The organism is Albimonas pacifica (assembly GCF_900113695.1).
GTDB classification, from domain to species: Bacteria; Pseudomonadota; Alphaproteobacteria; order Rhodobacterales; family Rhodobacteraceae; genus Albimonas; species Albimonas pacifica.
Map to the genome: position 1 here is coordinate 42,300 of NZ_FOQH01000003.1, position 12,716 is coordinate 55,015.

9 protein-coding genes are annotated in these 12,716 nt (G+C 70.7%); 3 read left to right on the forward strand and 6 right to left on the reverse strand.

Going from position 1 to position 12,716, the window contains the following annotated elements; all coding sequences use genetic code 11:
* Window positions 1-148 precede the first annotated feature (148 nt).
* Window positions 149-826: an FtsZ-binding protein FzlA gene (gene fzlA, locus BM064_RS05995; RefSeq protein WP_092858854.1), complete on the reverse strand. Its 678-nt coding sequence runs from the start codon at window positions 824-826 to the stop codon at window positions 149-151.
* Between the two features lie 205 nt (window positions 827-1,031).
* Between fzlA and BM064_RS06000 the strand changes: the two genes are divergently transcribed.
* A complete protein-coding gene (locus tag BM064_RS06000) occupies window positions 1,032-1,751 on the forward strand; it encodes a Crp/Fnr family transcriptional regulator (protein WP_092858855.1) in 720 nt (239 codons plus the stop codon).
* Between the two features lie 24 nt (window positions 1,752-1,775).
* Here the strand turns inward: BM064_RS06000 and mtgA are convergent, their stop codons facing one another.
* The 4 genes from mtgA to BM064_RS06020 form a co-directional block, all read right to left on the reverse strand.
* Entirely contained in the window at window positions 1,776-2,471 is a 696-nt protein-coding gene (gene mtgA / locus BM064_RS06005) for a monofunctional biosynthetic peptidoglycan transglycosylase (RefSeq protein ID WP_092858856.1), read from the reverse strand.
* A 423-nt stretch (window positions 2,472-2,894) separates the two neighbouring features.
* Window positions 2,895-7,430: a glutamate synthase large subunit gene (gene gltB / locus BM064_RS06010; protein ID WP_092858857.1), complete on the reverse strand. Its 4,536-nt coding sequence runs from the start codon at window positions 7,428-7,430 to the stop codon at window positions 2,895-2,897.
* Between the two features lie 118 nt (window positions 7,431-7,548).
* Complete coding sequence (locus BM064_RS06015; protein ID WP_092858858.1) at window positions 7,549-7,965, reverse strand: GFA family protein; 417 nt, start codon at window positions 7,963-7,965, stop codon at window positions 7,549-7,551.
* 72 nt (window positions 7,966-8,037) lie between these two features.
* On the reverse strand, window positions 8,038-9,471 hold the full coding sequence (locus tag BM064_RS06020) for an NAD(P)-dependent oxidoreductase (RefSeq protein ID WP_092858859.1): 1,434 nt from the start codon (window positions 9,469-9,471) through the stop codon (window positions 8,038-8,040).
* Window positions 9,472-9,755: 284 nt separating this feature from the next.
* Here BM064_RS06020 and BM064_RS06025 point away from each other — a divergent pair, with 284 nt between their 5' ends.
* Window positions 9,756-10,559, forward strand: a complete 804-nt coding sequence (locus BM064_RS06025) for an undecaprenyl-diphosphate phosphatase (protein WP_092858860.1) — start codon at window positions 9,756-9,758, stop codon at window positions 10,557-10,559.
* A gap of 72 nt (window positions 10,560-10,631) precedes the next feature.
* On the opposite strand, the gene BM064_RS06030 is transcribed toward BM064_RS06025, so the two are convergent.
* Window positions 10,632-11,612 carry an NADPH:quinone oxidoreductase family protein gene (locus BM064_RS06030; RefSeq protein WP_092858861.1) on the reverse strand — a complete coding sequence of 327 codons (981 nt, stop codon included), beginning with the start codon at window positions 11,610-11,612 and terminating at the stop codon, window positions 10,632-10,634.
* A 200-nt stretch (window positions 11,613-11,812) separates the two neighbouring features.
* On the opposite strand from BM064_RS06030, the gene BM064_RS06035 reads away from it, so the two are divergent.
* A complete protein-coding gene (locus BM064_RS06035) occupies window positions 11,813-12,565 on the forward strand; it encodes an NUDIX hydrolase (protein WP_092858862.1) in 753 nt (250 codons plus the stop codon).
* The last annotated feature ends 151 nt before the right edge of the window (window positions 12,566-12,716 follow it).

Genomic DNA, 12,716 nt, shown 5'->3' on the forward strand with positions numbered 1-12,716 from the left:
ACGCACGCACACGAGATGGAAAACGTAACATGGGCCGGACGCAGCGGCAACTTCCGCCTGCGCCTGCGCCTGCGCCTGCGCCTGCGCCTGCGCCCCGTCCCCGCAACGATCGGACCGAGGCCCCGGACCGGGACGCGGGGCGGCGGGATCAGAAGTCGAGGTCGGCGTAATGCGCCGGCGGCGGGAAGCCCGACAGGTGGTCGGCGAGCAGGGTGCGGAAGGCCGGGCGCGACTTGATGCGCTGATACCAGGCCTTGGCCGAGGGCACCGAATCCCAGTCCACGTAGCCGATGTAGTCGAGGCAGCTCAGATGCGCCGCGGCGGCGAAGTCGGCGAGGCTGATCTCGTCCCCGGCCAGCCACTTGCGCTGGTCGGCGAGCCAGCCGACGTATTCCAGGTGCGTGGCGAGGTTCTTCGACCCCGCCCGGATCCGCCCGCTGTCGGGATGGCCGCCGCCGCGCACCTTCTTCATCACCCGCTCGTCGACGAGGTTGGCGGTGACCTCGCCGTGCATCTTGTCGTCGAACCAGGCGACCAGCCGGCGCGCCTCGGCCCGGGCGCGCGGATCGCCGGGCAGCAGCGGACGCTCGGGGCGGGTCTCCTCGAGATATTCGCAGATCACGGCGCTGTCGCAGATCACGGCGCGGCCGTGGGCCTCGTCGTCCTCGAACACCGGCACCGTGCCGGCGGGGTTCAGGCGCAGGAACTCCAGGCTGCGCGACCAGGGCGTCTGCTCCACGAGGTCGACCTCCAGCCGCTTCTCGGCCAGCGCCAGGCGGACCTTCCGGCAGAACGGGGACAGGGGGATGTGGTGCAGTCGGCGCATGATGGGGGGCGTTCGTCCTGGGCGAGGGGCAGGGGCGTTCGATCCGCGGCGCGCGGCGCGCGGCGGCCCGACCCTGCCGTCCGCGCCGCGGCGATGCAAGCCATGCGCCGACCGCGCGCTGACGCACCCCGCCGCGAGGGCGTGAATAAGGATGAAAATCCGTTCATCTTGTGCTCTGGTGTCCCGGAACGGCAGGAGGTTCTGCATGGATCCGATCGCGATCGGCGAGGGGCTTGCGATCCTCGGCGCGGCGCTGGCCGCGCTGGGCCTGCTGATGTCCGACCTGCGCCGCCTGCGCCTGCTGACGCTGCTGGCCGCGGTCTGCGCCGCGGCCGGCGCGGCGATGCTGGAGGGGCGGCTGCCGGCGGCGGCGGCCACCCGCCTCGCCGCCGGGGCGCTGGGGGTGGTCTGGCTGGGCGCGGTCCTGGGGCTGGCGCGATCGGCCTGGGCGGGCTCGGATCTCTCGATCCGGGCGCGCAACCGGCCGCTGCGCCGCGCGCTTGGCCCGATCGCGCCGGCGGCCTTCCGCTCGTTGCTGGGCCTCGCCCGGCGGCGCAGCCTGACCGCTCCCCAGCGCCTGACGCGCGAGGGCTGGGCGCCCGAGCAGCTGTGGTACCTTGCCGAGGGGGCGCTGCGGGTCGAGCGCGACGGCCACGCCGTCGAGGTCGACGGGCCGTTCTTCGTGGGCGAAGTCAGCTTCATCGCCGGCGCCGTCGCCCCCGCCACGATCACCGCCCTGCCGGGGGCCGAACTGCTGGAGTGGGACGGCAAGGCCCTGCGCTCGGCCTTCCGCCGCGACCCTACGCTGCGCCCCGCGCTCGAGGCGGCGCTGGGCCGCGACCTCGCGCGCAAGATCTGCTCCGTGCGCCCCGCGCCCGAGCTGGCGCGCGGGGAGACCGAGGACCTCGCCCGTCTCGCCGTCTGAGCGCCGCGGGCGGCGCGGCCGGGCTCAGTCCAGCACGCAGCCGCCGCCCGAGGCCTCCAGCGTGCCGGCCCCATTCTCGATCTGCGCCGCCCGGCGCGAGAGCCAGCCGCTGGGGCGGGCGGGGTCGCGGGTCTTGGGATCGGGCAGGGCGGCGGCGATCAGCGCCGCCTGGCGCGCGGTGAGCTGCGCCGCGCTCACCCCGAAATGGCGCTGGGCCGCGGCCTCGAGCCCGAAGATCCCCTCGCCCATCTCGGCCACCGAGAGATAGACCTCGAGGATCCGCGCCTTGGGCCACATCGCCTCGACCAGCACGGTGAAGCCGGCCTCCAGCCCCTTGCGGATCCAGCTCCGCCCCTGCCAGAGGAAGGCGTTCTTGGCGACCTGCTGGCTGATCCCCGAGCCGCCGCGCAGCCCGGACCCTTCGGCGTTCGCCTCCAGCGCCTCGCGGATCGCCTCCACGTCGAAGCCGGAATGGGCGCAGAAGCGCGCGTCCTCGGCCGCGGGGAAGGCCAGCCGCACACGGGCGGGCAGGGCGTCGAAGTCCAGCGGCCGGCGGTCCACCTCGCCCAGCCGCCAGCGTTCCTGTTCGATGTAGATGGTGGTCGGCGGGATCATCACCCGGTAGAGCCCGACCCACAGCACCCCGACGGCCGCCGCGAGGAACACCAGCTCGAATAGTCGTCGCAGCAGCCCGCGCCGCCTGGTCGTCTTCCTGGCCATCCCGCTCCTCGCCGCCGCCGCTCGCCCGCAAGCTAGGCCGCGCCGCCCCCGGGGACAACGCCCGACCCGGTCGGGAAGCGCCTGTTCTCCGGAGCCGTCTCTCGCGGATGCCGGACAGAGCGACTCGGGGGGAGGGGTCAAGGATCGCGAAGCGACCCCGCGAAGCGGGGCTCGTCCTTGACCCCTCCCCCCGAGTCGCTCAGGCATCGCAAGCGAGAGACGGATCCGGAGAACAGGCGCGGGCCTTGTTCTTGGGTGAGTCAGGAGCCCGCCGGAGGCGCCTCCCTCTCCCATCCCGCACGCCCTCGCCCAGGGCGCGCCGCAGCCAAGCCCGCCCGCAGGGCGCCTGTAGACCGATCCCCCCAAAGCGAAGGGGCGCGCCCCGCAGGACGCGCCCCCCTTGTTCCGCTCCGGCCGTCCGGATCAGGCGGTGGCCTTCGCCTCGGCCTCCGACAGCGGATGGGCGATGCGGTTGACCATCTCCTTCGGGCAGACCTGCAGGAAGCGGCCGCGCTCCAGCTCCCAGTCGCGCAGCAGGCGGGCGGCGAGCGGGCTGCCCGTCTGCACCGCGTGCGCCTCGACCAGGGTCTTCAGCTCGGCCTCCCAGTGGGCGGACTCCAGCGGCTGCACCACCAGCGTCTCCATGTTCGCCCGCTTCCGGAAGTCGCCGTCCACGTCGTAGATGTAGGCCATGCCCCCGGTCATGCCGGCGCCGAAGTTGTCGCCGACCGTGCCCAGGATCACCGCCACGCCGCCGGTCATGTACTCGCAGCCGTTGGTCCCGCAGCCCTCGACCACCACCGAGGCGCCCGAGTTGCGCACGCAGAACCGCTCCCCGGCCCGGCCGTTGGCGAACAGCTTCCCGTCGGTGGCGCCGTAGAGCACGGTGTTGCCGATGATCGTGTTCGCCGACGGGTCGAGCGGGCTGCCGCGGCTGGGCCGCACCACCACCACGCCGCCCGACAGGCCCTTGCCCACGTAGTCGTTGGCGTCGCCCCAGACCTCGATCTTCAGCCCCGGGGCCGCGAACGCCCCCAGCGACTGGCCGGCCGAGCCCGAGAGCTTGATCGTCAGGTGCCCTTCCTGGAGCCCGTTGTCGCGCATCCCGTAGGTCTGCACGATATGGCTGCTGACCCGGGCCCCCACGCTGCGCAGCGTGTTCTGGACCGAGTAGCTGAGCTCCATCTTCTCCTTCTTGTGGAAGAAGGGCCGGGCGTCCTCGACGATCTGGGCGTCGAGCGTGTCGGGCACCTCCACCCGCGGCTTGTCGCGCAGGTAGGTGACGTCCTTGCCCTCGTCGATCTTGATCAGCAGCGGGTTCAGGTCGAGGTCGTCGAGATGCGCGGCGCCGCGCGAGACCTGCGAAAGCAGGTCCGCCCGCCCGATCACCTCATCGAGAGACCGCGCGCCGATGCTGGCCAGGATCTCGCGCACCTCCTGGGCGTAGAAGGTGATCAGGTTGACCACCTTCTCGGCCGAGCCGGTGAACTTCGCCCGCAGGCGCGCGTCTTGGGTACAGACCCCCACCGGGCAGGTGTTCGACTGGCACTGGCGGACCATGATGCAGCCCATGGCGATCAGGGCGGCGGTGCCGATGCCGTATTCCTCGGCCCCCATCATCGCCGCGATCACGATGTCCCGGCCGGTCCGCAGACCGCCGTCGGTCCGCAGGGTGATGCGCTCGCGCAGGTTGTTGAGCGCCAGCACCTGGTGGGCCTCGGTCAGGCCCATCTCCCACGGCAGGCCCGCATACTTGATCGAGGTCATCGGCGAGGCGCCGGTGCCGCCGTTGTGGCCCGAGATCAGGATCACGTCGGCCTTGGCCTTGGCCACGCCCGCCGCGATGGTCCCGACGCCGGTGGACGACACCAGCTTCACGCAGACCTTGGCCCGCGGGTTGATCTGCTTGAGGTCGTAGATCAGCTGCGCGAGGTCTTCGATCGAGTAGATGTCATGGTGCGGCGGCGGCGAGATCAGCGTCACGCCGGGGGTGGAGTGCCTGAGCTTCGCGATCATCTCGGTCACCTTGAAGCCGGGCAGCTGCCCGCCCTCGCCGGGCTTGGCGCCCTGGGCGACCTTGATCTCCAGCTCCTCGCAGTGGTTGAGGTATTCGGCCGTGACGCCGAAGCGCCCGGAGGCCACCTGCTTGATCTTGGCCGACGCGTTGTCGCCGTTGGGCATCGGCTCGAAATGCGCCGGATCCTCGCCGCCCTCGCCGCTGTCGGACTTCGCGCCGATCCGGTTCATGGCGATGTTGAGGGTCTTGTGCGCCTCGGGGCTCAGCGCGCCGAGCGACATGCCCGGCGTCACGAACCGCTTGCGAATCGAGGTGATCGACTCGACTTCCTCGATGTCGATGGGCGAGCCCTTGGGCTTGAAGTCCAGCAGGTCGCGCAGATGCACCGGCGGCTGGGCCGCCTGGCCCGCCGAGAACTTCTTCCACAGCTCGTAAGACCCCGAATCGCAGGCCGCCTGCAGCATGTGCATGCCCTGCGCGCCCCAGGCATGGGTCTCGCCGGACTTGCGCAGCTTGTAGAGGCCGCCGATGGGCAGGACCGAGTCCGGCATCCCGAAGGCCTTGGCGTGGATCTGCTCGGTCTTCTGCTGAAGCCCCGCCAGACCGATGCCCGAGATGCGCGAGGTCATGCCGGGGAAGTAGTCGGCGACCATGGCGCGCGACAGCCCCACCGCCTCGAAGTTGAGCCCGCCGCGATAGGACGAGATCACCGAGATGCCCATCTTGGACATGATCTTCAGCAGTCCCGCGTCGATCGAGGCGCGGAAGTTCTTCACCGCCTGCTCGACGGTCCCGTCGATCAGGCCGCGGTCGATGCGGTCGGCGATGCTCTCCTGCGCGAGGTAGGCGTTCACCGTCGTCGCCCCGCAGGCGATCAGCACCGCGAAGTAATGCGGATCGATGCACTCGGCCGAGCGCACGTTGAGCGAGCAGAAGGTGCGCAGGCCCTTCTTGGTCAGCCACGAGTGCACGGCGGAGGTCGCGAGGATCATCGGAACCGCCACGTGGTCCGCGTCGACGCTCTCGTCGGTCAGGATCAGGTGGCCGATGCCGGCGCGCACGGCCTCCTCCGCCTCGGTGCGGATCCGCTCGAGGTAGATGCGCAGCGCGCCCTGCTCCTCGCCGACCGGGTAGACGCAGTCGATGGTGCGCACCGAGCCCGCGAAGGCCTCGACCATCGCGTCGAACTGGCCGTTGGAGACGAACGGGCTCTCCAGCGTCAGGATCTCGGTCTGGCTGGAGTCCTGGTCCAGCACGTTCTTGAGGTTGCCGAAGCGCGTGCGCAGCGACATCACCCGATGCTCGCGCAACGAGTCGATGGGCGGGTTGGTGACCTGGGAGAAGTTCTGGCGGAAGAAGTGGCTCATCGGCCGATACTTCTCCGACAGCACGGCCGAGGGCGTGTCGTCGCCCATCGAGCCGATGGCCTCCTTCCCGTCCTCCGCCATCGGGTGGAGGATCGATTCCAGCTCCTCGATCGAGTAGCCGGCCGCGATCTGGCGCTTGCGCAGCTCGTCGCGGGCGTAGAGGCGGGGCTCCTTGGCGCCCTCCACATGGGCCTCGAGGTCGTTGATCGTGCCGACCCAGTCGCCATAGGGCTGCGAGGTCGCCAGCTCGTCCTTGATCTCGAAGTCATGCAGCAGCCGGCCGGTGGCCATGTCGACCGCCAGCATCTGCCCGGGCCCGAGGGCGCCCTTCTCCTGCACGCCCATCTCGTCCACGGGGACCATGCCCGCTTCCGAGCCCGCGATCACCAGCCCGTCGCCGGTCACCACGTAGCGCAGCGGACGCAGGCCGTTGCGGTCGACGCCGGCCACGACCCAGCGGCCGTCGGTCATCGCGAGCGCGGCGGGGCCGTCCCACGGCTCCATCACCGAGTTGGAATAGGCGTACATGTCCCGCCAGGCGGCGGGCATGGCGGTGCCGGTCTTGGACCAGGCCTCGGGCACCAGCATGGTCTTGGCCATGGGGGCAGAGCGGCCGGCATGGACCAGCACCTCGAACACCGCGTCGAGCGCGGCCGAGTCGGACGACCCCGAGGGGATGATCGGCTTGATGTCCTCGGCCATGTCCCCGAAGTAGGTCGAGGCCATGCGGATCTCGTGGGACTTCATCCAGTTGACGTTGCCCTTCAGCGTGTTGATCTCGCCGTTGTGGGCGAGCATGCGGAAGGGCTGGGCCAGCCACCACTGGGGGAAGGTGTTGGTCGAATAGCGCTGGTGATAGATCGCGAAGGCCGATTCAAACCGGTCGTCCTTCAGGTCCGGATAGAACTCCGCCACCTGCTCGGCCAGCATCATGCCCTTGTAGATGATCGAGCGGCACGACAGCGAGCAGATGTAGAAGCCCGAGACCTGGGCCGCGGCCACCGCCTTCTCGATCCGGCGGCGGATGACGTAGAGCTCGCGCTCGAACGTCTCCTGGTCCGCGCCGGTGTTGTTGGAGATCAGGATCTGCTCGATCTCCGGCCGCGTGGCGTTGGCTTTCTCGCCCAGCACCTGGATGTTCACCGGAACATGGCGCCAGCCGTAGATGTAGTGGCCCATGCGGAGCACTTCCGTCTCCACGATGGTGCGGCAGGTCTCCTGCGCGCCGAAGTCGGCGCGGGGCAGGAACACCATGCCCACGGCCACATGCTCGGCGTTCGGCTCGTGGCCGGTGCGGCGGATCTGCTCCTCGAAGAAGGCGGCGGGGATCTGGACGTGGATGCCCGCGCCGTCGCCGGTCTTGCCGTCGGCGTCGACCGCCCCGCGATGCCAGATCGCCTTCAGCGCCGAGATCCCGCTCTGCACCACCTCGCGCCGCGGCTTGCCGTCGACGGCCACCACCAGACCGACCCCGCAGGAGCTGTGTTCGAACTCCTCGCGGAACATGCCGGTCTCGGACAGACGCTTGCGCTCGGCCTCGTGGGTCTGCGCCCAGGTCGCGTCGAATTTCGTCATGTCCGTGCTCCTTTCCTCAAGAGCGTGCAAAATGCCGGCTTTCGCCGATCCCGTCCGGGCCGCGCCTCGCGCCGGCCCCTGATCCTGTCGCCCCCTCCGCGGGGGCGGGCGGCGTCGCTCAGGCGACGCCGATCATCTTGAAGAATTCCGCCCCGGTCAGCTTGCGCGAGCGCTCGGAGAGGAACCCGTAGGCGGCGGGCTTCGCATCGACGAAGATCTCCATCGCCAGCTCCAGCCCCGAGGGATCGTCCAGCGTGCCCAGCGCCACGTTCGCCTCGCCCGTCGCGACGACCTTGAAGAACAGGATGCCGCCGCAGGCGGAGCAGCCGACCCGCTCCCCCCACTCCGACGAGCGCCAGACATGGAGCCTGTCCTCGCCCTGCGTCACCCTCAGCCCCTCGACCTGGAGCGCCACGAACGGGCCGCCGACCCATTTGCGGCAGGTCTCGCAATGGCAGGCGCCGAAGCCGGGGCCGACGCCCTTCGCCTCGTAGCGCACCGCGCCGCAGGCGCATCCGCCGGTCCGAACCGTCATCGCTCGATCTCCCTCGGTCGCCCGTCGGGGGCGAGACGGCCCGGGCGGGATCGCCCGCCGGGGCCCGGGACCTCACTCGGCCGCCATCACCCGCGCGGCGTCGTCGAACTTCGCCGCGATCGCGTCGGCCGCCTCGCGCCCGTCGCGGATCGCCCAGACCACGAGCGAGGCGCCGCGGACGATGTCGCCCACCGCATAGACGCCCTCGAGCGCGGTCATGTGGGTGCGGTGGTCGGTCCTGACGGTGCCCCAGCGGGTCACGGGCAGGTCCTCGCAGCCCCACAGGGTCGGCAGCTCCTCGGGGTCGAAGCCCAGCGCCTTGATCACGAGGTCCGCCGGCTCGGTGTAGTCCGCGCCCTCGATCTCCTCGGGCGTCTGGCGGCCGGTGACGTCGGGGGCGCCGAGGCGCATCTTCGCGACCCGCACGCCGGCGACGTGATCGTCGGTCTCGTTGGCCACGAAGCCCTTGGGGGCGGCGAGCCACACGAACTCGACCCCCTCCTCCTCGGCGTTCGCCACCTCGCGCTGGGAGCCGGGCATGTTGGCCCGGTCGCGGCGGTAGAGGCACTTCACCGACTTCGCGCCCTGGCGGATGGCGGTGCGCACGCAGTCCATGGCGGTGTCGCCGCCGCCGATGACGACGACGTTCTTGCCCTGCGCGTTCAGCTCGCCCGAGGTGTATTCGGGCACGTTGTCGCCGAAGCCGTGCCGGTTCGAGGCGGTCAGGTAGTCGAGCGCCTTCTTGATCCCCGGCAGACCCGCGCCCGGGCCGCCGAGATCGCGGGACTTGTAGACGCCCGTGGCGATCAGGACGGCGTCGTGGGCCGAGCGGATCTCCTCGAAGGTGCGGTCCTTGCCGACGGTGCAGTTCAGCACGAACTTCACGCCCGCCGCCTCGAGCTGGCCGTTGCGGCGGGTGACCACGTGCTTCTCCAGCTTGAAGCCGGGGATGCCGTAGATCATCAGCCCGCCGGAGCGGTCGTAACGGTCATAGACGGTGACCTGAAAGCCGCGGCGGCGCAGGGCGTCGGCGGCGGCGAGGCCGCCCGGGCCGGCGCCGATGACGCCGACGGACTCGGGCCGCTCCTTGATCGGCTTGCCCGGCTTCACCCAGCCTTTTTCCCAGGCGGTGTCGGTGATGTACTTCTCCACCGCGCCGATGGTGACGGTGCCGTGGCCCGACTGCTCGATGACGCAGTTGCCCTCGCACAGGCGGTCCTGGGGGCAGATGCGGCCGCAGATCTCGGGGAAGGTGTTGGTCGCCTGGGAGACCTGGTAGGCCTCCTCCAGCCGGTCCTCGGCGACCAGCTTCAGCCAGTCGGGGATGTTGTTGTGCAGCGGGCAGTGCTGCTGGCAGTAGGGCACGCCGCACTGCGAGCAGCGCGACGCCTGCTCCTCGGCCTTGGCGGCCGCGAATTCGCGATAGATCTCGCCGAAGTCGTCGCGGCGCGCGTCGGCCGCGCGCTTCTCGGGCATGCCCCGGGGAACGTCGACGAACTTGAGCATCTTCTGAGCCACCTGGCGGTCTCCTGAGGCGAGCATGGCTAGGGCCCCGGACTCGCGTCCGGCGTCTTCGGATTCCCCTAACCGATCCTTTCGAGGAATAAAAGACAGCAGTGTTGACCTATAATCAGGGTCCCGCCCTCCGCCGGCGGCCTTTCCCTGCGTCTGCCGCCCAATCGGCAGGCAAAACAAGGTCAGCAATGCTTACTCACTTACGCCGCATTCCCAGCCGAAGCGACCCGCGGTAACGCTGAGCCTCTCCCTCGTCCCCCTCCCAGGACAATCCCATGCCCTTGATGAACCTCGTGATTCTGGCCCTGATCCAGGGCATCACCGAGTTCCTCCCGATCTCCTCCTCGGGCCATCTCGCGCTGTTCCCGGCGCTGACGGGAGAGGTCGACCAGGGCCTGTCCATCGACGTCGCGGTGCACGTGGGCACTTTGGTCGCGGTGGTGATCTTCTTCTGGAAGGACGTGCGCGCCGCGATCCTCGGCGGGCTGCAGGTCCTGACCGGGAAAGTCTCCGGCTACGAGGCCGGGCTGGCCCTGCGGTTGGTGGTCGCAACCGTCCCCGTGGTCATCGCCGGCCTGCTGGTGTCGCTGGCCGACCGCGACGACTTCTTCCGCAACGTCGAGGTCATCGCCTGGGCCACCCTCGTCTTCGGCGTCGTGCTCTACGTCGCCGACCGCTGGGGCCCGCTGGTGCGCGAGGCCGAGGACTGGTCCTGGCGCGACGCGCTGATCATGGGCCTCGCCCAGGCGGTGGCGCTGATCCCGGGGACCTCGCGCTCAGGCATCACCATCACCGCGGCGCGGGCGCTGGGCTACAAGCGCCCCGACGCGGCGCGGCTGTCGATGCTGATGTCGGTGCCCACGATCCTGGCGGCCGGGCTGCTGGTGACCAAGGACCTGCTGGAGGCGGGCGACGCGACGCTGGGGACCGAGGCGGTGATCGCCGCCGTGCTGTCGTGCGTCGCGGCCCTGCTGGCGCTGAGCGTGATGATGCGGATGCTGCGCACCTGGACCCTGACGCCCTTCGTCATCTACCGCATGATCCTGGGCGGCGCGCTGCTGGTCTGGCTCTACGCCTGAGGCCCGGCGGAATCAGAAAGGGGAGGGCCGCGGCCCTCCCCTTTCGCGTTTTCGGCCCGCGCGGGACGGCCCTCAGCCCTGCTGCGGCTCGACGATCAGCTTGCCGGCGGCCTTGCGGTCGGCCAGGCGCCGGATCGCGGAGGGCGCCTCGTCGAGGGTGAAGCGGTCCGAGACGCGGGGCTTCAGCTTGCCCTCGCGCAGCCAGGAGAACAGGACCTCCATGTCCTTCAGATAGGCCTGGTATTCGTTCTTCACGTAGGCGCCGTAGAACACGCCGACGATCGAGGCGTTCTTCAGCAGCGGCAGGTTCAGCGGGATCTTGGGGATCGAGCCGCCGGCGAAGCCGACCACCAGGAACTTGCCGCGCCAGCCGATCGAGCGGAAGGCAGGCTCGGCGAGGTCGCCGCCGACGGGGTCGTAGATCACGTCCGGCCCCTGCGGGCAGACGCGCTTGAGCGCCTCGCGCAGGTCTTCCTCGACGTAGTTGATCACCTCGTCGGCGCCGTGCTCCTTGCAGATCGCGAGCTTCTCGGCCGACGACGCGGCGGCGATGACCCTGGCGCCGAGGGCCTTGGCGATCTCGACCGCCGCGAGGCCGACGCCGCCGGCGGCGCCGAGGACCAGGACCGTCTGGCCGGCCTTCACTTCGCCCCGGTCGACGAGCGCGTGGTAGGAGGTGCCGTAGACCATCGGGAAGCCGGCGGCGATGGCGAAGTCGACGCCCTCGGGCAGCGGGTCGAGCCGGGATTCCTCGGCGATCGCCTCCTCGGCGAAGGCGCCCCACGAGGTCATGCCCATCACCTTGTCGCCGACCTTGAACCGGGTCACGCCCTCGCCCACCGCGGTCACCACGCCGGCGAGGTCGGAGCCGGGCGAGAACGGCAGCTCGGGTTTGAACTGGTACTTGTTCTGGATGATCAGCACGTCGGGGAAGTTGACGGAGCTGGCGTGGATCGCCACCCGCACCTGGCCCTTCTTGGGCTCGGGGACCGGGATGTCCTCGACCACCAGCGACTCGGGCGGACCCCATTCCTTGCAGATCACGGCGCGCATTCGGTTCCTCCCCTAGAGGGTTCGTTTCGATTCCCTGCCGGTCGGCAGGTTCCATCGCGACTGTTTCGCCCAGAGACGGCGTCGGCGCAACGGCCCCGCCGCGCGAGGGGGCGGGACAGGGCTGAAAGGATGCCTTATCATGCGACCAGCGAAACACGAAACGATCCGGGCCCGGGCAGGTCCGGCAAGGGGAGAGACGCATGACCGAGACGGTCCCCGTGCGCGCCGCCGCCACCATCATGCTCCTGCGCGAGACGCCGTCGCTGGAAGTGCTGATGGTGCGGCGCAACTACCAGATCGACTTCTTCTCCGGCGCGATGGTGTTCCCGGGCGGCAAGGTGGCCGAGGAGGACTTCTCCGAGGAATGGGCGGAGGTGGCCGAGAACTGGCACGCCTCGCCGCAGGAGGAGCGCGCGCCGCGCATCGCCGCCCTGCGCGAGACCTTCGAGGAGACCGGCCTGGTGCTGGGCCGCGACGGGGTCGCCGGCACGGCGGAGGAGCGGCACGCGGTGGAGCGCGGCGAGATCCGCTTCCTCGACTACGTGCGCGAGCGGGGGGTGACGCCGGACCTGGGCGCGCTGACCCGCTTCGCGCGCTGGGTGACGCCGGCGCATGTGCCCAAGCGCTTCGACACCTGGTTCTTCGTGGCCCGCGCGCCCGAGGGGCAGGACGCGGTCCATGACGGGCGCGAGACGGTGGAGACGGAGTGGATCGCGCCGGCGGAGGCGCTGAAGCTCTACGAGGCGCGCAAGCGGGCGATCGTGTTCCCCACCCGGATGAACCTGCGCCTGCTGGCCGAGACGGCGGATTTCGAGGCCGCGACCCGCGCCGCCCAGGGCCGCGCCGCGCGCACCGTGCACCCGATCGTGGACCTCGCCTCGACCCCCAAGATGATCCGGCTGGACCCGCTCGACGGCTACGGGCCGGTGGAGGAGACGCTCGAGATCGGGTGAGGCCGGGGGCCGGTCGGCCCGGCGCGCCCGCTGCGCGGTCGCGACCGACCCGCCCGGGCCCCTCCTTTCGGGCCTCCCCCTGTCGTGTCGCCGTCTGCGCCGTGGGGGCCGGGACGGCCCGGCGCGTCCGCTGCGCGGCCGCGGCCGACCC